Here is a 21,302-nt window from a genome sequence, read left to right on the forward strand (position 1 = left end):
TTAATTACACCTTTCCAATAATGCGGTCAACTAAGTTTTCCTTTTCAAGTTTAAACTTCTTAATCGCTTTATCATGATCAATATATTTATTGATATCTGATTCTTTTAATCTTGTTAATTCTGATTTTGGTAAAACTGATAATAATTCCCAACCTAAATCAAGTGTTTCTTCTAATTGTCTTGAAGTTTCACCTTGATTTAAGAAGTGATTTTCAAATAATTTACCAAATAGCATAAACTTCTTATCTGTTTCTGATAATTCATCTTCACCTACAACAGAAGCTAATGCTTTAACTTCACCAACTCTTGCATAAGATGCAAATAATTGGTTTGAAAGTGCTGCGTGGTCTTCTCTTGTATATGCTTTACCAATACCATCTTTCATTAAACGTGATAATGAAGGAAGTACATCAATCGGTGGGAAAATACCTTTTTGTTTAAGTGATTTATCAAGTACGATTTGACCTTCTGTAATATAACCAGTTAAATCAGGTACTGGATGGGTAATATCTTCGTTAGGCATTGTTAAAATTGGAATTTGAGTTACTGAACCCTTCATACCCTTTAACATACCAGCTCTTTCATAAAGGTTTGAAAGGTCTGAATATAAGTAACCTGGATAACCTTTACGTCCTGGGATTTCACCTTTTGAAGATGAGAATTCACGTAATGCTTCACAATAAGCAGTCATGTCAGTCATGATAACTAATACATGATAGCCTAATTCAAACGCTAAGTATTCAGCTGTAGTTAAGGCACAACGTGGGGTTAAGATACGTTCGATAATTGGATCATTTGCTAGGTTTAAGAACATAACAACACGGTCCATAACGTGTGCACCTTCAAATTCTGTTCTAAAGTATTTAGCAACATCATGTTTAACACCCATTGCAGCAAATACGACACAGAATTTTTCATCTTTACTATCAGCAATCTTCGCGTGTTTAACAAGTTGTGATGCAAGTTCATTATGTGTTAAACCTGTTGATGTAAAGATTGGTAATTTTTGTCCACGAATTAAAGTGGTTAGGGCATCAATTGCTGAAACCCCAGTTTGAATAAAGTTTCTTGGATATACACGAGAAACCGGATTAAATGGTAGACCATTAATGTCTACTTGACGTTCTGAGAATACTGGTCCAAGCCCATCAATCGGTAGACCTGCACCATTAAATGTACGGCCTAAGACTTCACTAGATAGTCCCATCATTAATGGTTTACCTAAGAATTTAGTCTTAGTATCAGTAAGACGCATTTCATCTGTTCCTTCAAACACTTGGATAGCAACTCTATTTCCATCAATATGAATGACACGACCATGACGAATACTGCCATCTTCTAATTTAATCTCAACAGTTTCTTCATAACCAACATTATTTACACCTTCTAAGAAGATTAGAGGTCCATTAATCGCTTTTAATCCAACATATTGTAAACTCATAATTTTTCCTCCTCTTAATAGATTGATTCTAATGTAGCAGTGATTTTATCTTTAAGTTCATCAAACTTAGTTAACTCACTGTTTTTAATTGAATATTTCATTTGGATCACTTCATCAAAAATACCTGATTTAATGATCAATGATAATGCACGACCTTTATTAATAAACTTAGTTGATTGGTCATGTAAGTGTAAAATCACTTCCATCATCTTTAATTGTTTTAAAAGTGGTACATAAGTATCTTCTTTATCAAATGCGTTTTGTTGTAAGAATCCAAAGCGGATGACTTTACCGATTTCAATAATTAATCTTTGATCATCTGGTAAAACATCACTACCGATTAATTTAACTACTTCCATTAAAGCAGTTTCTTCAGATAAAACTGATTTGATTTGTTTAGCATATTTCATGAACTTAGGATCAACTTGATTATCAAACCAACTTAATAAATCATAGAAATATTCCGAATATGATTGGTTCCAGTTAATCGCTGCATAGTGACGTTGATAAGCAAGTGCTTTATCAAGTGCCCAGAAACAACGAACGAAACGCTTAGTGTTTTGAGTGACTGGTTCAGAGAAGTCAGAACCTTGAGGTGACACAGCACCAATGATTGTGACTGAACCATTTGTTTGATTTAAGTTTAGGACATAACCTGCACGTTCATAGAATTGAGAAATTCTTGAAGGTAAGTACGCTGGGAAGCCTTCTTCTGCTGGCATTTCTTCAAGACGACCTGAGATTTCACGTAAAGCTTCTGCCCAACGTGAAGTTGAGTCAGCCATAATCGCAACATGATAACCCATATCGCGGTAATACTCAGCAATTGTTAAACCAGTATAAATAGATGCTTCTCTAGCTGCTACTGGCATATTTGAAGTATTCGCAATAAGAATTGTTCGATCCATTAATGATTGATTTGTTCTTGGGTCGATTAACGCTTGGAATTCTTCTAGAACTTGAGTCATTTCATTTCCGCGTTCACCACAACCGATGTAAACAATAATGTCAGCATCAGACCATTTAGCAAATTGGTGTTGTAACATTGTTTTACCTGTACCAAAGCCACCAGGAATAGCGGCAGTACCACCTTTTGCAATCGGGAATAATGCATCAATAACTCTTTGCCCTGTAATTAATGGAACATCAAGTGCTAATTGTTCTTTAATAGGTCTTTGTTTCTTAATTGGCCATTCATGTTTTAATGTTAATGATTTTAAGCCATGCTTTGTTTCAAGTTCAACAATAATATCATTAACTGTATATTTTCCATTTGGTTTAACTGATTTTACAGTACCTTCCATATTTGGTGGTACTAAGACTTTATGTTTAATAGTTTTTGATTCTTGAGTTTGTGCAATGATAAAACCACTTTTTAAGTAATCGCCTACTTTAACAAGGATTTCAACATCCCAAAGACGTTCTTGATCAAGAGCAGAAACTTCACTACCAGCTTCAATAAAGTTACCAGTTGCTGCTTCCATCTTTAATAAAGGACGTTGCACACCATCAAAAATTTGGCTCATTAAACCAGGTCCTAGTGTTACAGATACTAAATTACCCGTAGTGTAAACTAAATCCCCAGCTTTTAAGCCAGTTGTTGATTCATAAACTTGGATGACTGTTTCATCGTCTGAGATAGAGATAACTTCACCCATTAATTTTTTAGGTCCAACAAATACTTTTTCAAGCATTAAGAATTGGTTAGAGTTTTTAACTTTAACGACTGGACCATTGATTGAATGTATACGATTTTCCATAAAAGACCTTCTTTACTCTGTAAACCATTTAGCAGTTTCATAGAAATGAATTTTAGCTGCTTCAACATTTGATAATAATGTTTCAACAACAAACGCATTCTTTTCTTTCTTATGTAAAACAAATCCTGCAATGATTTCTTTATTGATAATGACTTTTAAATCTTTTGGAACTAAATTTTTATCATTCTCATTGATTTCGATTTCATGGAAATCTTTTAAATCATATTTTGAAAGTTTAGCATTGAACCATTTTGGATAGTCTTTGCTATTTCTAAATGTTTTAATGTTTTCAAATAGTTCATTGAATAATGTATCTAAAAGTTGGGTTCTTTTTTGCATGACTAAAAGATCGAGTTCACGTTGACGAGCTGCCAAGATTTCTTGGTATTTTTTGTTAATATCACGTTTCTTAGACGCAATAACATCCACACGTTCTTCTTCGAGTTCTTTTAAGATTGATGCTTTCGCCTCACTCTTTAGTTTGTTAATTTCTTCTTTTAAGGCTTCAATTTCGCGGTGAGATTCACGCTCAATCGCTTTTTTAAAATAAGCCCCTAAATCATCATAGTTTGTAATATTCATAACACACCTCTATAGTTTGACGCCAATAGCTTTTGATACATATTCATCAATCGAGCGACCAGTTTCAGACCCGCCATGACGGTCAGGTATTTCAACAATCATTGGACTGACATTTCTAAGTTTTAACTCTGAAATGACATTTGGTGCGAGTTCGACAAGTTTAGTTGTAATTAAGACGATGCCAACGGATTCATCTTGCATGATGAAAGAAAGCTTTTCTAAGAGCTCGGTTCTTTCATGTAAAACGACGCCTTCAATACCAACAAGTCGCATACCAACTAGGGTGTCGACATTGTCACTCAAAAGATAAAACTTCATAATTAATTTCCTTTTCTTATACTAAAGATGGAATTGCGTTGATGATAAGAATTGAGATAAGTAAACCGTAGATGGCAACCCCTTCACCTAACGCAACGAAGATAAGTGATTTACCTAAGTTTTTAGGGTTTTCTGAGATTGCACCGATTGCTGCTGGTGCAGCTGCGGCAACGGCAATACCAGCACCTAATGCTGATGCACCTGTTGAGATTGCAGCACCTAAGTAACCAAATGCTGCTGCTTGATAGTAAAGACCTGATTCGGCAACACCTGGATCTGATACGGCACCGAATACACCTGGAGCAACAATAACAACTGCAAAGAAGAATGTTGCGAATAATGCGATGTGAGTGATGATTCTTTTCTTAGCTGATAAAGCTGATACTGTACCTTTGAATACTGAGACTAAAGGTAATGCAATTAAGATAACTCCTAATGCGATAACTGTTAATAAAATCCATTCCATAATTATCTTTCCTCCTGTAGGGTTGGACTAAATATAATACCACTTCCGTCATAATAACGGCTGAATAATTCATAAAACTCTAATCTTAATACTTGAATACCTACAAGTAAGCCTTCAAGTCCCATAACGAATAAATTACCAATTGCCATGACAACCATATTTGAGCCGCCATCAGCAAGTGATTTAACAACTAACATTAAGCCGGCGTGTGATAGAACGAAGCCACCAACACGAAGGAATGATAGAGTGTTTGTAACATAAGATAGGATAACTTCAAATAATTCGAAGAACCCTTCCATGAAGAATCCACCAAATCCATCCGGGAACATCTTCTCATGATGGAACTTTCTTTCAAGTGGTTCTTTTAAGAAAATAAGGATAATTGGAATTAGAATGAGGATTGGAATTGTGATGAAATTAAATACACCACTAATACCTAGTCCCATTTCAAGGACAATACCAATTAAAACGAATCCATAAAATAAAATCCCTGAGATACCATTTGGTGAACAGATGGCAAGTGCGTATTCTTTATGTTTGAATTTAAACATTGTATTAATCACCATTGAGATTAATAAGAATGCTGAACCTAATCCGACTGTTGCTAGTAACAAGGTCATTGTATTTGAAGGACTCATTGGAACAAACGGCAAGAATGATATGCCTAATTCGTGGTAGAAATGATGAAGGATTTCTTCATTACCGAAGATTTCACCATAAACTAAACCGAAGAATGCACCAAAGATTCCCATGCGCATAACAATTGGTCCAAGGCTCCATTTTTTAAACTTGCCAAGTAGGAATCCAATAAATGCTAGTAGTAACCCTTGTCCCACATCACCAAACATAATACCGAAGATTAGTGAATATGAGATTGCCAAGAAGTTTGTTGGATCCACATCACCATAAGTTGGTGTTCCATACATTTCAACAAAGACTTGGAATGGCTTTGAGAACCAATTATTCTTTAGTTTTGTTGGTGGTTGGAAACGACCATCAGAATCGGCATCATCAACATCAATTTCAAGTGTTTCGATACCTTCGAAATACGTTCTAAATTGTTGAACACGTTTTTCTTCAATAAAGCCTGAGATAGATATTCTATCACCAAGACCTACAACGTGTTTTCTTGCTTCATACATTAAGTATAAGAATTCAAGTTCACCTTTAATCACACCAAGTTTTTCTTGGTATTGAAGTGCTAAGATTCTTAATTCTTCTCTTAAGGCATCCATCTTCTTTTCATTGTCAATGATGGTTTGTTTAAGTGTTTCTTTAGCTAACTCTGGTGTACCATGAACGAATTCTGGAATATAGATTCTTTCAAAATACATTGAAGTGAATAAGTTATCAATTTCACGTTCATATTCATTTGATGTTACATACATACACCATAATGAACGTTTTTCTTTATCTTCATTAAATGGGATAAAAATGAATGGTTTTTGATAATAGTAATTAATACGTTCCACTGAATCAAATGGTAATTTACCAAAACGAAGTGAAATGAATTTCGCATTGAAGAGATCATCGAATGATAACTCTAAGGCTTCAAGATTTTCAATTTGTTTTAAGGCTTCATGAATCTTTTCATTTTCTGCTTCTAACTGTTTGATGCGTTTGAATTCAGTACTAAATGCAGCATGTGAATCTACAAGATACTGATGCATATCATCCATTGAATCTTTTAATTCTCTAGTTTTAACAGGTAACAGTGATAAGACTAAATCACTTTCGATTTCTTTAATTTGTTCGATTAGTTCAACTGTTGGATTTTCACCTTCAAATGCCGTAGCACCATGAACAGTTGAAACAATCTTCGAAACGTCTACCGGATGGAAACCAGGAAAGTCGATAAAACGAGCCAAGAGTTCATCTAGCTTCTCTTTATCTGTGCTTAAGTTGACGAGTTTCATTTTTGCGATCATAAGTATTCCCTCTAGTACACCATCATCATACGGATTTCCTCAGGTGCTACTTGGTAACGAATACCTTCAATTAAGTGGGTTAGATTTGATACTTCTAACTCAGATAAAATCATGTATCCTAAGTAAACCTTTGCCGGATGAGATGCGTAATACATTAGTTTTTTTGCGATATGATATCGAAGATGATCTCCAAAGTATTCAAGATACGCTTGATCTTTATCACCGATGTATTGTCTATAACCTGCATCGATAATTCGGTTAAAGATTTCGTTAGGGTCTTTAATTGAAATGACCTCATCTAATTTCTTTTGGAGTATTCTTGTAGTTGGTACAAGCATCATTCTTATTTCTTCATCTGGAACTTGGTAGAACTTCTTTAAACGATAAACTTTAATCATGTTTTCCATCTCAATTCTGGATTTAAAGACATGTTCAAGTTCTTCTTTTAAGCGTCCTTTATAATTCTTATTTATATGTTCAAATGCGTATTTGTAGTAGTCACTTTCAAATAAGGATTCGAACTCATAGTATTTTAAATCTTCATTTTTGATATTCTCATATGGTTTTAACATCTTTTGGTATTTAGTACCAACTAAGGCTTGAACAAACTCTTTCATATTTGTTGTTTTAGCAATCTCGTTAAAATCTATTTTAGAATATCTATCAAAATATACAGGCAAGTCGGCAACAACATCATAGACTTCGCTTGAAATAAAACTTCTAATCATAGCAAGCAAAACATTATGTTCTTGGTGAACTAAGCTTAATAAATAAAATGATTTATCATCAGTCGTTAAAAATTTAATAATACGCATCATTTGATCAAATTTTTGACGACGGATTAAAGCTTCTAAACGGCTACGATTTACAGCAGACTCAGGAATACCTGCTAAAATTTCTTGATAAGCAGGATGCTTCTTTAAATATGTTGTAATATCTGTAATCGTTGATTTTTTAAGTAATTCTTTATAATCATTTTCTTTTAAGTCATTTGCATGAATGGTTTTGATTTTTGTGATTAAAGCATTACCCACATACATCAAGAGGCGTCACCTTCTTTTGAGTCAGAGATAAATGCTAAAAGGTCAGCAATCCATTCTGACTTGTGTTCATCATAATATGCTTGAATATTAGATTCCTTATTTTTAGCTTTTGCTTCTATTTCAGAGATACGTTTATCAAATAGTGCTTTTGCATCTTTCTCAATTTGTTCAATTTCACTATTAAGTGCTTTCTTATGTTGAGCTGTTAACTCTGTGCGCATTTCTTTAATAGCTAAAAAGAGCTCTTCTTTTTCTTTCTTTAATAAAGAAATTTCATTTTGAGCTTGTTTGTCGAGTTCAATGACTTCGTGAATTAACTTTTTCATAATACTGATGCCTTCTTTCACTTTGATAAAAGATAGTTATAACTATCTATTAGTTTATCATATTCAGTTTAGTATATCTATGTAGAAGCGACTAACCTTGACTATTATAGTCCTGTGTCTAATAATTTTCAAGGATAAAATTGTAAAAATAATATAAATAAGAGAAAACCCCATGAATAAACATGGGGTTTAACTTTTAATATGGTTTAATTACTTAATTAATGAAGCAAGTTTAGTCATTGTTCTTACTAATTGAGCAGTATATGACATTTCATTGTCATACCATGACATAACTTTAACAAATCTTGGGTTTGTTTTTAACACTTGAGTAGTGTTAGCATCGTAGATTGAACCGTAGTGAGTGCCGATAACGTCACTTGAAACGATTGGATCTGCTTCATATTTTAATGTTTCGTTAGCTGCTGCGCGGAAAGCGGCATCAATATCAGCTAATGTAACATCTTTGTTTAATTCAACTGTTAAGTCAACAACTGAACCAGTGATTGTTGGAACACGTAATGCAGTACCATCTAATTTACCTTTTAATTCAGGTAATACTAAACCGATTGCTGCAGCAGCACCAGTTGATGAAGGGATAATTGAAGCAGCAGCTGCTCTACCTCTTCTTGACATGATACCTTTCTTGTGTGGAACGTCCATTAATGATTGGTCATTAGTGTAAGCATGAACTGTAGTCATGAAACCTTGAACGATACCGAAGTTTTCGTTTAACACTTTAACGATTGGAGCTAAACAGTTTGTAGTACATGATGCAGCAGAAACGATTGTTTCTGAACCATCTAAGATGTTATCATTTACGTTGTAAACGATAGTCTTGATACCTTCACCAGTAGCTGGAGCTGAGATAACAACTTTCTTAGCACCTGCAGTGATGTGAGCTGAAGCTTTGTCAGCTGAAGTGAATAAACCTGTTGATTCTAATACGACATCAACATTTAAAGCGCCCCATGGTAATTGAGCAGGGTCTTTTTGTGCGTAAACAGTAACTGCTTTTCCGTCAACGATTAATTTATCGCCTTCGAAAGAAATTGAATCTTGTTTGTAACCACCTTGTGCAGTGTCATACTTTAAAAGGTATGCTAAAGTTTCTGCATCTGTAAGGTCATTGATAGCTACGATATCAAATTCAGGTTTTCCGAACATTAAACGGAAAGCTAATCTACCGATACGACCAAATCCATTAATTGCTACTTTAATAGCCATATTTAAATTCCTCCTAATTGGTTTTTGCAAGGTAATTATAACATAATTGTTATCAATTTGTCTTCAAGAATATTCGTGTAAACGTTTACTAGTTATTATTAATAACGAGTAACACTTTTTACCTTTATGTGATATAATCTTAACGAGAGGGAATTAGCATGCACTTTAATGTTGAAATTGAATTTAAAACCCAGATCAGTAAAGATCAATATGAGACCTTAATTGAGGCTTTTTCATTGGAAAACAATGTTTTCAAACAGACAAATCACTATTTTGATACAGCAAATCTTGATTTAAACCATCAATCCATGGTTTTACGTATTCGTCAAAAACGTGATAAATATAAACTGACTTTAAAGAGTCAAAATGAACATGGCGCATTTGAATACCATGTCTTACTTACTGAAGAACAAGCTTTAGATATGAAGAAAAATGGTTTTTATACCAAAAACTTCTTCGAACAAATTGATTTCTTCGTAACCTACCAAACATCTTTAGATAATTTTAGAGCTTCAACACCTTATGAAGGTGGTACACTCTTCTTAGATTACAACGAATATTGCGGTGTAACAGACTATGAAATTGAGTATGAAGTTGACCACTATGAAACTGGTGCTCAAATCTTTAATGAATTCTTAAAAACTCACAATATTGAGTTTAAACCAACTAAGCGCAAGAGTGAACGCGCATTAACATGTATCGTTAGATAAGCATCCTTAACTGGATGCTTTTTTATGCTCAATACGAAAGTAAAAAAAATAGCCAAGCGGCTATTCTTCTACTTCTTCTTGATTAGTTTCTGCTGCTGTCGCAAAGTATCTGTTTAAAGTCTCTTGATAATGTGTGAAATCCTCTTCTGAGTTTTCTCTCATAATCATTTCTCTTAAACGTTTAGGAATAAATACTCTGATTTCTTCATCGTTGTAACCTACTTGCATACGCTTGTTGTCAACAATGATTGGGCGTTTTAAAACAGATGGATGATTGATGATAAATGATTTTAACTCAGATACTGACATATCTTCAACTTCTAATTCTTGTTCTTTAAAAATTTTAGAACGCGTTGAAATAATATCATCAAATCCATTTTCTGCATGATTTAACATCATCTCGATGTCCTCATCAGAAATACGGTGATTGAATAAATTTTTTTCTTCATAAGCAACTTTATGTTCGTCTAACCATTTCTTTGCTTTACGACAAGATGAACATGATGGAGTGGTGTAGATTGTTACCATAGAGAGTCTCCTTTCAAGTCTATAAAATGAAGTCTCCTCACCTCTGGGTGACTATCTTTATTATAAGGTGTTGTCAAATGATATGCAAGAGCATAGAGGAAAAATACCTAAGATGTTCAAATGAAAACGTATTCATTAGTAAAAATGTTAAATCGCGACTTATCTGTCATTTTTTTTGCTTAACTTATTAGTTAGGTAGTGATATAATAGTAACAATTTATATATAAGGAAGGTATTATTTATGTCGAAATGGAATTTATCTGTCTTTTATCCATCTGATGAAGCTTGGGCAAAAGATTTTGAATTATTAAAAAAAGAAATCGCAAAGATTGCAGATTTCAAAGGTAAATTAGGCGACTTTGAGACCTTTAAAAAGTATCATGAATTAGATGAAGAAATCTCTAAGACATTATTTAAAGTTTACTCCTATGCACATTTAGGTTCAGATCTTAATTTAAAAGATACCGATAAACTCTCAAGAAGCCAACAAGTTAATCTGCTTCTATCAGATTGGTCACAAGTTGCATCATTCGTATCACCTGAGATCATCGGTCTTGGTGAAGAAAAGGTTTATGCTTTTTTAGCTAAGGATGAATCTTTAAAACCTCATCTATTTAACTATCAAAAGTTATTTAGAGGACAAACTCACATTCTAGATGCAGATAAAGAAAAATTACTTGCTAACTTTGGTCCAACAAGATCAGTACCAACTGCACTTTATCAATCACTTGCAACAATTGATAGAAAAGATGAAAAAATCACTTTATCAACTGGTGAAGAAGTTGTTGTTTCTCAAGCTCAATTTAGAGCATTACTTGAAAACTCAACAAATGCTCAAGATAGAGAATTAATTTTTAAAACTTTATACAAAAAGTATGTTGAAAATAAGAGTGCTTTTGCAGCAACTTACAACCTAGTCTTACAACAACTTGCAGCGAATGCTAAGAGCAGAAACTATGAATCAACGTTAGAAGCTGCACTTTTCCATAATAACATCCCTCAATCAGTTTACTTAAACTTAAAAGATGCTGCTTATGAAAACACAGCACCATTAAAACGTTATATTGAAATCCGTAAGAAATCTTTAGGCTTAGATGCGTATCATACTTATGATAGATTCTTACCACTTGCAAAATCAGATAAGAAATATCCATATGAACAAGCTAAAGAATTATTCATTAAATCTATCCAAAGTTTCCCAGAAGAATTTAAAAAAGCTCAACTAGAAGCTATTGAAGACGGTTTTGTTGATGCATATCCTCAAGATGGTAAAAGAACTGGTGCTTACTCATCAGGTTTTTACGGACAACATCCATTCATCCTTTTAAACCATAATGACACATTAGATTCAGTCTTCACGCTTGCTCACGAAGCTGGTCACTCGGCACATACAATCTTTAGTAATGGTGCTCAACCAATGCCAATTGCTGACTATACAATCTTTGTTGCTGAAATTGCTTCTACTTTCAATGAACATGCCCTACTAGACTATCTCGTTCAAAATGCTTCTACAAAACAAGAAAAGATTGAATTATTAACAATGGCTATTGATAATATTCATTCTACTTTCTACCGTCAAGTATTATTTGCAACATACGAATTTGAAGCAAACAAACTTGTTGCAGAAGGAAACCCAATCTCTGAACAAAACTTATCTAAGATCATGATTGATTTATATCAACACTACTATGGTTTAGATATTACTAAAGAACCTGGAAAACAATATGTTTGGGCTTATATCCCTCACTTATTCCACACACCATTCTACGTTTATCAATATGCAACTTCATTTGCAGCATCACTAAAGATTTATGATTCAGTTAAATCTAACGTTCCTGGTGCATTTGATAACTACGTTAAGATGTTAAAATCAGGTGGTTCAATGTATCCAGTAGACCAAGCTAAGATGGCTGGTGCTGACTTAACAAATAAAGATACATTCTTAGCAGTTGTTAAAAGATTAGATGCACTTTTAGATCAACTTGAAGAAGCATTAAAATAATATATTTTTAAATTATGCATTATATGTTACAATAAATGTGACGTTGATAAGGTAAGTAACTAAATTTAGTTTATTTATAAGAGACTTGCAAGATTAGGTGAAATGCAAGATAAACATTTAGCGAATGGGCCTTGGAGTCATACAATTTAATCTTAAGTGCTATGCAGTTTGCGTAGAATTAAGGTGGCACCACGGATTTATATTCGTCCTTAAAAGTTAACTACTTTTAGGGACGTTTTTATTTTTTATACACAAGGAGATGATTTTATGAAACGCTTAGTTTCAGGTATTAAACCAACCGGTGAATTAACATTAGGTAATTACATTGGGGCAATCCAACAATTTGTTAAACTACAAGATCAATTAGAAGACACTGAGTTTTTCATCTTTGTCGCTGATCTTCACGCAATTACTACCCCACAAGATAAACAACTCTTAAGAAAAAGAGTGAGAGATATTGCAGCATTTTATATTGCATGTGGATTAGACCCTGAACGTGTAACCTTATTTGTTCAATCAGAAGTTTTAGAACATCCAATGCTTGGTTACATCATGGAATCTACTGCTTATATTGGAGAAATGGAACGCATGGTCCAATATAAGGAAAAGAAAAAGAAAGAACAAGCAACAGGAGTTAGAACTTCTCTGCTTACATATCCTGCATTAATGGCTGCCGATATTCTTTTATATGATGCGGATATCGTTCCAGTTGGCGAAGACCAAACTCAACATTTAGAATTAACAAGAACACTAGCAGAAAGATTTAACTCACAATACGGTGATACATTTGTAGTACCAAATGGTTTTACACCTAAAGTTGGCGCGAAGATTAAAAATCTTCAAGCCCCAACAAAGAAAATGAGTAAGTCTGATTCCGAAAGTGAAAAAGCATATATCTTACTACAAGACCAAATTGCTCAAATCAAAAATAAGATTAAGTCAGCTGTTACTGATTCTGAATCTAAGATTTATTTTGACGAAAAGAAAAAACCAGGTATATCTAACCTGTTAACAATTTATGCAGCATTAACCAATCGTGAAATTGAAGATATCGTTAAACAATACGAGAATGAAACCTCATACGCTAAGTTCAAACAAGAATTAGCTGATATTGTTGGAGATCATATTGAGGGCATTCAAAAACGATACAATGAACTCATCGCATCAGGAGAATTAGACAACATTCTTGATAAGGGTCGCGATAAAGCGTCTACTTATGCAAGACGTAAAATATCCAAGGTACTCTCTCGCCTTGGTTTACAACGAAAAAAGTGATTCCATTTGGAATCACTTATTTTTTTATTTCACATCATCCATATTAAATTCTACATCACCTTGGTATGTACTCATACCACCTAAAACATTCGTTACTTTATAACCAATCTTAGATAATACTTGGCACACTTCACCACTTCTATTGCCGGTTCTACAAATTACATAATACATTTCATCTTTATTAATCTTTTTGATGTTTGCTGCAAACTTAGAAATAGGCATATGAATGACACCTTTAATATGTCCTTCTTCTAGCTCATCTATTTCTCTAACATCAATGATATTTAAATCATTTTTTCTCATTAATTGTTCAAGTTCATTTGTTAATACTGTTTTATACATAATCATACCTCATAAGTAAATCACTTATTCTATTTTATGAAAGATAAATAAGATAAAGATAAAATATGCATAGGAATAAAAAAAGTTAGTGGAAAATCCCACTAACTTTATTATTTTTCCATTCTAATTTCGTATTTTAATACTGGATATTCATGTTCACCATCCATTTGAAGATATGATGGTTGATCAAATTCAACAGTAATATTTTGTCCACGGTAGAATTTAACCCAGCGCTTAAAGATTCTATGCCATCCTAAGTAAATGGTCGGGAAGATTAAAACTAAAACCCATTTTGGTATGTTTCTAACTACAACCAGTTCAATTTCATGCTCGCTTCTTTTCTTCTTAGGTGAAATTGCCATACCACCACCAAAGTATTTAGCATACATTGCAGATGCAAACCAAACCTTTTTCTCAGTAAACTCCTTACCATCGACATTGAATTTAGCACCAACTGGTTTAAATTCTTTAAATCCTGCAAATGAGTTTACAAAGAAGTTTGATTTACTCTTTTCCATTTTTGATTTGTTGACTTTATATGCAACTAAACCATCAAGACCAACACCGCCACCGTTAATAACAAGTTCTCTTTTACCATTTACATACATTGCTGGTAAATTTTGAAGATATGGTTTAATGTTCGCCATTTTCTTTTTAACTGGAACTGTTCTAATGAAGTCATTTCCAGTACCTGCTTTATAAAGGTACACTTCTGGTTTAATTTCATAACCTTCAATTTGATTAGCAATTCTATGCAGTGTACCATCACCACCTAAGATGATGATTCTGTCACTATCATTATGCTTTTCTAGAAATTCTTTAACATCAATGATGTTTAAAAGATTAATAACAATGACTTCTTTACCTTGTTTTTTTAACTTCTTTTCTAGTTTTTCTGCAACTTTTACATTCTTCCCACGAGAAGATAGTGGATTATATAAAATAATATCCATATACGATTTATCCTACAGATTAGAATACGCCAAGTGCGTATTTTTTCTTACCCCTTCTTAAAATAACGTATTTGTTAAACACTTTAGATGCCATGTTCATAGTATAGTTTAAATCAGTAATTTTTTCGCCATTAATACTTACAGCACCTGTTTGGATAAACTCACGTGCTTCACGATTTGAAGATGCAAGATTAGCCTTGATTAAAGATTCAACCAATGTTGATTCATCAGTTAGTTCAACTTTATCAAGTACTTTTTCTAATGTGACAAAGGCTTCTTCATTTAACTTTTCAAAATCACCACTAAATAAAGCTTCAGTAACTTCTAAGGCAATTGCTAGTTTTTCTTTACCATGAACAAAGGTGACAACTTCTTCAGCTAAACGACGTTGAGCAATTCTAAGCTCTGGTTTTTCTCTTGATTCTTTTAATAAAGTTTCAATTTCTTCACGTTCTAGTGTAGTTAATAATTTTAAGTAGTTTTCAATATCTTTATCTGAGGCATTAAAAAAGTATTGGTATAGTTCATATGGTGATGTTAGATTTTCATCTAACCATAGCGCACCAGTTTCACTCTTACCAAATTTAGTACCATCGGCTTTTAATAGGAGTGGTGATGATAAACCAACTGCATCATTTTCACCAACAACTTTTCTAATTAACTCTAACCCTGATGTAATGTTACCCCATTGGTCTGAACCACCAAATTGGATTTTAACATCTTGTTCTTTAAATAAATGTAACCAGTCAATCGATTGTAAGATCATGTATGAGAATTCAGTGTATGAAATACCAATATCAATTCGCTTTTGAACAGTATCTTTAGCTAGCATATATGCAATATTAAAGTACTTACCATAATCTCTTAAAAAAGTAATGGTATCTATTTTTGAAATCCAATCATAGTTGTTAACAAAAATAGCATTTCCACCAAGTAACTTTTTAATTTGAGTTTCAATCTTATTCGCATTAGCCAGACTTTGGTCTAATGTTAATAACTTTCTTTCTTGAGTTTCTTTAGGGTCTCCAATTAAACCAGTTGCTCCACCAATTAAAACAACCGGAATATGTCCATGTTTTTGAAGATATTTCATTCTAACAATTTGGACTAAATGTCCAACCGTTAGTGATTCGCCTGTTGGGTCATATCCAACATAGAATTTAGTTTGTTTCTCATTCATTAATTTTTTGGCTTCTTCGACATTAGAAACATCTTTAACCATGCCGCGCCATATAAGTTCATCGTATAAGTTCATGTTTTTCATCCTTTCTTAAGAAAAAATCCTTAGACTAAAAATTAGTCTAAGGACGAGTTAATTCGTGGTACCACCTTAGTTCGTAATAATCATATTACGCACTCATTATTTCAACGGTCTCATTTGGTGTAATTCATCTCATACATTAACTTCTAGTTTGCATCAACCACTAGATTTCTTTACTTAGTTGTATAGACTACTTAAGTCAAATTCATCGACCGATTAAATTGATTCTCTTTCAACAATTCTATGAGGAAGAACAATTCTAGTATTTTCAACACTCTTAGATTGCATTAATTTAGTTAATAATCTCATTGAAACTGCACCGATATCATAAACTGGAATATCGATTGATGTTAATGCAGGACGCGCTAGTGCTGCATATTTTGTATTTTGGAAACCAGCAATTTTTAGATTGTCTGGAACCTTTTTACCATTAATAATCGCTGTATTTAAGAATGATACTGCAATTGAGTCACGAACTGCGATTGCACCATCAACATTGATGTCTGCGAAGAATGTCTCAAAGTGAGGTCTGTTGATCGCAGTATCTCCACTTGTTCTAAAGATACGCGGTTCAAGGTTAGATTCTAACATCGCTTTTGTATAACCTTCTTCTTTTTTATCATTTACTGAATAACGGCGTGCAGTTGATAAGAAGTAAATATCTTTACATCCTTTATCAATCATCTTTTTAGTGATTTCATAACCAGCTTTAGCATAATCAATTGAAACAGTTGGAACAATCGGGTCGGTTGTTACAACGTTAGCAAACACGTATGGAATGTTATTATCATTAAACATTCGTTTTAATAATTCCACATCACGATCTGATAGTTCATCGTTTAGATATAAAATACCATCGACTTGTTCAGCAACAATATTTTGTAAGGCATCTAAAACATCAGCATCTTCAGGAATTGAAAATAACTTGATTGAATAGTTATATTTGGTTGCAATATCAGAAATACCACCTAACATTTGTGCAACAGATGCTCTCGTGATATCAGAAATAACAACCCCAACGGTAGTAGTTTTTCTAGATGCAAGCCCACGAGCGATTACATTAGGTCTATAACCTAATTCCTTAATCACTTTTAATACACGTAAACGTGTCTCTTCTTTTACTTTTTCTGGTGAGTTTAGTACTCTTGATACAGTAGCTAATGATACCCCAGCAGCACCAGCAACATCATAAATAGTCGCATTGCTCATAAAAAATCACCTCTTTATTGAAACCATTATAACATATAATGGAAGTGCTTACAATGTGTAATGTAACAAAATGAAAATTTTTTCATGAAAAAGAAAACCGGCCGAAGCCGGTTAGTCTTAATCTTGTTTTTTCTCTTTGATTCTTGAAGCTTTCTTGCTTAATGCGCGGATATAGTTTAACTTCGCACGACGAACTACCCCAATACGAGATACTTCTAAGCGATCGATAGCTGGTGAATGAACAGGGAATGTTCTTTCAACGCCGACCCCATTTGAAACCTTACGAACTGTGAAAGTTTCTGAGATGCCACCGCCTTGGCGTTTGATAACTAAACCTTCGAATAACTGAATTCTTTCTTTGTTACCTTCTTTGATCTTAACGTAAACTTTTACGTTGTCACCAGCTTTGAAAGATGGACGATCTTGGATGTATTTAGCAGTAATTGCAGCTATTAAAGCTTGACCTTTTAACTTTGCCATATATAGACTCCTTATTTTAACGTCTGTTCTTGAGTAGAATACTCAGCGGACCAGCGTGCCTTTTTTATTATACTTGAATCACTATTTAGATTCAATCTCTTTTTTAATTTGATCAAGAATTTTAGATTCTTCTTTAGAAAGAACCTTCTTTTCTATTAAATCCGGACGTTTTGTATAAGTCTTTTTAAGACTCATATATAATCTCCATTTACGAATATTTTCATGATGCCCTGAACGTAATACTTCAGGCACACGGCGATCTTCGTAAACTTCTGGTTTGGTGTATTGTGGGTACTTTAGTAAGCCTTGTTGATGTGAGTCATCAATATAAGATGCTTCGTTAATAACGCCTGGTAACAGCCTTGTAATGGCATCAACGATAACCATTGCAGGAATTTCACCACCTGTTAATACGTAATCTCCAATAGAGATTTCTTCATCAACAAACTCTAATACGCGTTCATCAATCCCCTCATAATGTCCACAAATTAAGATGAGGTGTTTCTTGGTGTCTCTAAACTCAGTTGCAATTTGTTGATTGAATACGCGACCTTGTGGTGATAAGAAAATTGTATAAGTATCTTCTGTTTTTAATTTTTGTAAAAGTTTGTAAAATGGTGGGAAGATCATTAACATACCTGCACCACCACCATAAGGTGTATCATCGATTTTGCCACCTTTAAGATCAGTATAATCTCTTAAGTCATGAATATTGATAGAAACAGCTCCATCTTCAATTGCATGCTTAATTTTACTGGTGGTTAGAAATTCATTAAAAAAGTTAGGAAAAATCGTTACAATATCGATTCTCATATTAATCCTTCAATGGTTTCAATCATAATACCCTCATCTGAAATACTTTTAACAAAAGCATTCACAAAAGGAACATAAACCAATTTTTTATCATTTGTTTCAATTCGAAGTAAATAACCTTGAGGTACTTCAACTAATGACTCAACTTTTCCCAAATGAATTTGATTCATACTAAACACGTCTTTACCGACAAGTTTAGGCAGATGGAATTCATCTTCACCAAGGGTTGGCTCCTCAGTTGTAAATACTTCTTTTTTCTTAAGTGGTTCGACTTCGGTTAATGTAAGATAACCTTCAAACCCTACGAGATAATATTCATTTTGTCTGCGTACAGAACGAATTTTCAGTGGTGTATCACCAGCATAAATAGTGTGACCTATTTTGATTCTGTCAAAATCACTATGCGATAGGATTTTAACTTCACCTTTAATGCCGTGGGTTGCCACGATCTTACCAATTGAATACATCATCAGATTTTAATACGCATCGATATCGATGTGCACTCTTTTGCCTTCTTTGGATGCACCTGCGTAAACAATGGTACGAATGGCACTTGCGATTTTACCGCCTTTACCAATTACTCTGCCTAAGTCATTAGAGTTGACTAGGAGTTGAATGTGTACCACTCCAGCCTCTTCACTTAAAACTTTGACATGAACATCATCTGGGGAAACCACTAATGGCACCACTATTTGTTTGATTAATTTTTCAAAATCAACTGCCATATGTTTTTTAACCCCCTTAAAGATTATTTAATATCGAACTTCTTGAATAAACTCTTAACTGTATCAGTTGGTTGAGCACCATTTGCGATCCATTTAGCAACTTTTTCGTTGTTAACTAAAACTGTACCTTTGATTGGCTCATATGTACCAAGGATTTCTAAGAATTTACCATCTCTTGGTGCTTTTGCGTCTGCAGCTACGATTCTGTAGAATGGACGTTTGTGATTACCAAAGCGTTGTAAACGTAGTTTAACCATAATTATGTCTCCTTTTAAATTTAATTCCTGATATATTCTATCATAAATAATAAAGGTGTCAAGTATTTTTCCTTGACATTATTTAATATTTGCTTCTTCATTAAAGAAGAGTGATGGATATACCCCAATAAATCCCTTAATGTTTTGTAATTGAGAGATTAAAGTCTTTTCACCTTTTACTTTATCGAAGTATACAATTGCGTAATTTGCCTTCTTTGAAACATAGGCCACATGGATATCCATGTTCTCTAACTTCTTAGGAACTTCTTTTCCTTTAAAGTCAACGATGTATGCAACACGTTCAATTTGCATAAGTTCACTTCCCTTTGATGTCACTTAAGACGATTTCTTTATATTTACCAAGTTCTAAATCTAGTTTTAGTTCACCAATTTGAATGCGTTTCAAATAAGTAACTGTAAAACCAACTTTAGCAAACATTTTTTTAATTTGATGAAACTTACCTTCATCGATGGTAATTTCAACCTTATTACTATTATAATGTAAATTCTTTGCAGCAGTGAAATAAATTTCACCATCAGTATCGGTTAATTCTACACCATTTAATAATTTTTGCATTGCATCATCATTAAATGGCTTATCAAGTGTGGCTTCATAAATCTTATCTAGATGCTTTTTAGGATGGGTAATTTCATGTTGAATATCACCACTGGTTGTAAGAATTAGTAACCCTTCTGTATCTTTATCTAGTCTACCACAAATCTTAAAGTCAAATTTATCATAAGGTTTTTGTAATAAATCAGTAACCACAGGATCTTTTCTATCTTGATTAGCAGAAATGTAGCCGGCTGGTTTATGCATTGCTAAAATGATTGTCTCTTTATAGTAAATTTGTTCATTATTTAAAGTAATTAAATCCGTTTCAGGTTTAACATCTAAATCAGCAGACTTAACAACTTTACCATTAACAGTAATAAGTCCTTTTTTAACAAATGATTTAATTTCGGTACGACTCCCATATTTCAGGTTAGAAAGTAACTTATCTAATCGCACATGTTTACTCCTTATGCTATAATGTTTTTGAGGTGAAACCCTGATGATAACCATGCAAAATATTATTCGAGAAGGTCATCCAACGCTTACGACTAAATCAAAACCTGTTTTACTTCCACTTTCTAAAGAGGATATCAAATTAGGCAAAGATTTACTAGAGTATGTGATCAATTCTCAAGATGATGAAAAAGTTAAGAAATATAGACTACGACCATCGGTTGGTCTTGCTGCACCACAAGTAAACAAACTTAAACGTATGTTTGCTATGCATGTCCAAGATTTAGATGGAACACTCTATTCATACATAATGATTAACCCTGAAATTATTGGTGCAACCAAAGAAGAATGTTTTATTCCAGGTGGCGAAGGTTGCCTATCTGTTGATAGAGAAACCGAAGGTATTACACCAAGAAAATATGGTATTAGAATCAAGGGTTATCATTTAAATTTAGAAACAGAAACTGCAGAACCAATAGAACGTGAGTTCATCGGTTATCCTGCAATTGTCTTCCAACATGAATTCGATCATTTAGAAGGCATTATGTTTACAACTAAATTATATCCAGAATTACCAAATGCATTTCCTCTGTTTGAAGTTGATGAGGAAGAAGATTCAAAAACAACTGAATAATTTAATGAATAAGCAT

25 protein-coding genes and 1 other annotated feature are annotated in these 21,302 nt (G+C 33.3%); of the genes, 4 read left to right on the forward strand and 21 right to left on the reverse strand.

Translation table 11 applies throughout. From position 1 onward, the window contains the following. Window positions 1–4: 4 nt before the first annotated feature. From PG914_RS06050 to gap, 9 genes are all read right to left on the reverse strand, one after another. Window positions 5–1,441 (reverse strand): V-type ATP synthase subunit B, encoded by a 1,437-nt coding sequence (locus PG914_RS06050; protein ID WP_488822814.1) that lies wholly within the window; start codon window positions 1,439–1,441, stop codon window positions 5–7. A 14-nt stretch (window positions 1,442–1,455) separates the two neighbouring features. Then, the gene (locus PG914_RS06055; protein ID WP_488822815.1) at window positions 1,456–3,201 is read right to left on the reverse strand and encodes a V-type ATP synthase subunit A; all 1,746 of its coding nucleotides are present in this window, start codon (window positions 3,199–3,201) and stop codon (window positions 1,456–1,458) included. 12 nt (window positions 3,202–3,213) lie between these two features. Beyond that, window positions 3,214–3,783 carry a hypothetical protein gene (locus tag PG914_RS06060; protein WP_488822816.1) on the reverse strand — a complete coding sequence of 190 codons (570 nt, stop codon included), beginning with the start codon at window positions 3,781–3,783 and terminating at the stop codon, window positions 3,214–3,216. A 9-nt stretch (window positions 3,784–3,792) separates the two neighbouring features. Beyond that, window positions 3,793–4,101, reverse strand: a complete 309-nt coding sequence (locus PG914_RS06065; protein ID WP_488822817.1) for a V-type ATP synthase subunit F — start codon at window positions 4,099–4,101, stop codon at window positions 3,793–3,795. A 16-nt stretch (window positions 4,102–4,117) separates the two neighbouring features. Then, complete coding sequence (locus PG914_RS06070; protein WP_488822818.1) at window positions 4,118–4,567, reverse strand: ATP synthase subunit C; 450 nt, start codon at window positions 4,565–4,567, stop codon at window positions 4,118–4,120. 2 nt (window positions 4,568–4,569) lie between these two features. Continuing rightward, window positions 4,570–6,495: a V-type ATP synthase subunit I gene (locus PG914_RS06075; RefSeq protein ID WP_488822819.1), complete on the reverse strand. Its 1,926-nt coding sequence runs from the start codon at window positions 6,493–6,495 to the stop codon at window positions 4,570–4,572. Between the two features lie 11 nt (window positions 6,496–6,506). After that, on the reverse strand, window positions 6,507–7,535 hold the full coding sequence (locus PG914_RS06080) for a V-type ATPase subunit (RefSeq protein WP_488822820.1): 1,029 nt from the start codon (window positions 7,533–7,535) through the stop codon (window positions 6,507–6,509). Continuing rightward, a complete protein-coding gene (locus PG914_RS06085) occupies window positions 7,535–7,864 on the reverse strand; it encodes a hypothetical protein (RefSeq protein WP_488822821.1) in 330 nt (109 codons plus the stop codon). The genes PG914_RS06080 and PG914_RS06085 overlap by 1 nt, the downstream gene beginning before the upstream one ends. 210 nt (window positions 7,865–8,074) lie before the next feature. After that, a complete protein-coding gene (gene gap, locus PG914_RS06090; protein ID WP_488822822.1) occupies window positions 8,075–9,088 on the reverse strand; it encodes a type I glyceraldehyde-3-phosphate dehydrogenase in 1,014 nt (337 codons plus the stop codon). A gap of 158 nt (window positions 9,089–9,246) precedes the next feature. Here gap and PG914_RS06095 point away from each other — a divergent pair, with 158 nt between their 5' ends. Beyond that, complete coding sequence (locus PG914_RS06095) at window positions 9,247–9,798, forward strand: CYTH domain-containing protein (RefSeq protein ID WP_488822823.1); 552 nt, start codon at window positions 9,247–9,249, stop codon at window positions 9,796–9,798. A gap of 60 nt (window positions 9,799–9,858) precedes the next feature. Here the strand turns inward: PG914_RS06095 and spx are convergent, their stop codons facing one another. Further along, window positions 9,859–10,326: a transcriptional regulator Spx gene (gene spx, locus PG914_RS06100; RefSeq protein WP_488822824.1), complete on the reverse strand. Its 468-nt coding sequence runs from the start codon at window positions 10,324–10,326 to the stop codon at window positions 9,859–9,861. A 241-nt stretch (window positions 10,327–10,567) separates the two neighbouring features. On the opposite strand from spx, the gene pepF reads away from it, so the two are divergent. Further along, window positions 10,568–12,328, forward strand: coding sequence for an oligoendopeptidase F (pepF, locus tag PG914_RS06105; RefSeq protein ID WP_488822825.1), 1,761 nt, complete (start codon window positions 10,568–10,570; stop codon window positions 12,326–12,328). A 34-nt stretch (window positions 12,329–12,362) separates the two neighbouring features. Further along, window positions 12,363–12,542: a binding site (T-box leader), on the forward strand. A gap of 53 nt (window positions 12,543–12,595) precedes the next feature. Then, complete coding sequence (gene trpS / locus PG914_RS06110; protein WP_488822826.1) at window positions 12,596–13,603, forward strand: tryptophan--tRNA ligase; 1,008 nt, start codon at window positions 12,596–12,598, stop codon at window positions 13,601–13,603. Between the two features lie 24 nt (window positions 13,604–13,627). Here the strand turns inward: trpS and PG914_RS06115 are convergent, their stop codons facing one another. The 11 genes from PG914_RS06115 to PG914_RS06165 form a co-directional block, all read right to left on the reverse strand. After that, window positions 13,628–13,945 (reverse strand): rhodanese-like domain-containing protein, encoded by a 318-nt coding sequence (locus PG914_RS06115; protein ID WP_488822827.1) that lies wholly within the window; start codon window positions 13,943–13,945, stop codon window positions 13,628–13,630. A 110-nt stretch (window positions 13,946–14,055) separates the two neighbouring features. Next, the gene (locus tag PG914_RS06120) at window positions 14,056–14,898 is read right to left on the reverse strand and encodes a diacylglycerol/lipid kinase family protein (RefSeq protein WP_488822828.1); all 843 of its coding nucleotides are present in this window, start codon (window positions 14,896–14,898) and stop codon (window positions 14,056–14,058) included. 19 nt (window positions 14,899–14,917) lie between these two features. Beyond that, the gene (tyrS, locus tag PG914_RS06125; protein WP_488822829.1) at window positions 14,918–16,153 is read right to left on the reverse strand and encodes a tyrosine--tRNA ligase; all 1,236 of its coding nucleotides are present in this window, start codon (window positions 16,151–16,153) and stop codon (window positions 14,918–14,920) included. A 222-nt stretch (window positions 16,154–16,375) separates the two neighbouring features. Further along, window positions 16,376–17,368 carry a LacI family DNA-binding transcriptional regulator gene (locus PG914_RS06130; protein WP_488822830.1) on the reverse strand — a complete coding sequence of 331 codons (993 nt, stop codon included), beginning with the start codon at window positions 17,366–17,368 and terminating at the stop codon, window positions 16,376–16,378. Window positions 17,369–17,485: 117 nt separating this feature from the next. After that, window positions 17,486–17,848 (reverse strand): 50S ribosomal protein L19, encoded by a 363-nt coding sequence (gene rplS, locus PG914_RS06135; RefSeq protein WP_488822831.1) that lies wholly within the window; start codon window positions 17,846–17,848, stop codon window positions 17,486–17,488. Window positions 17,849–17,929: 81 nt separating this feature from the next. Next, window positions 17,930–18,661, reverse strand: coding sequence for a tRNA (guanosine(37)-N1)-methyltransferase TrmD (gene trmD, locus PG914_RS06140; protein ID WP_488822832.1), 732 nt, complete (start codon window positions 18,659–18,661; stop codon window positions 17,930–17,932). After that, window positions 18,658–19,131: a ribosome maturation factor RimM gene (gene rimM, locus PG914_RS06145; protein ID WP_488822833.1), complete on the reverse strand. Its 474-nt coding sequence runs from the start codon at window positions 19,129–19,131 to the stop codon at window positions 18,658–18,660. Before rimM ends, trmD begins: the two co-directional genes overlap by 4 nt. Window positions 19,132–19,137: 6 nt before the next feature. Further along, a complete protein-coding gene (locus PG914_RS06150; protein ID WP_488822834.1) occupies window positions 19,138–19,386 on the reverse strand; it encodes a KH domain-containing protein in 249 nt (82 codons plus the stop codon). 23 nt (window positions 19,387–19,409) lie between these two features. Then, window positions 19,410–19,646 (reverse strand): 30S ribosomal protein S16, encoded by a 237-nt coding sequence (rpsP, locus tag PG914_RS06155; protein WP_488822852.1) that lies wholly within the window; start codon window positions 19,644–19,646, stop codon window positions 19,410–19,412. 75 nt (window positions 19,647–19,721) lie between these two features. After that, window positions 19,722–19,955: a YlbG family protein gene (locus PG914_RS06160; RefSeq protein WP_488822835.1), complete on the reverse strand. Its 234-nt coding sequence runs from the start codon at window positions 19,953–19,955 to the stop codon at window positions 19,722–19,724. A 4-nt stretch (window positions 19,956–19,959) separates the two neighbouring features. Further along, entirely contained in the window at window positions 19,960–20,655 is a 696-nt protein-coding gene (locus PG914_RS06165; RefSeq protein ID WP_488822836.1) for a pseudouridine synthase, read from the reverse strand. A 43-nt stretch (window positions 20,656–20,698) separates the two neighbouring features. Between PG914_RS06165 and def the strand changes: the two genes are divergently transcribed. Further along, window positions 20,699–21,286 (forward strand): peptide deformylase, encoded by a 588-nt coding sequence (gene def / locus PG914_RS06170; protein WP_488822837.1) that lies wholly within the window; start codon window positions 20,699–20,701, stop codon window positions 21,284–21,286. The last annotated feature ends 16 nt before the right edge of the window (window positions 21,287–21,302 follow it).

This window comes from Acholeplasma sp. ORD1043, from assembly GCF_057808485.1.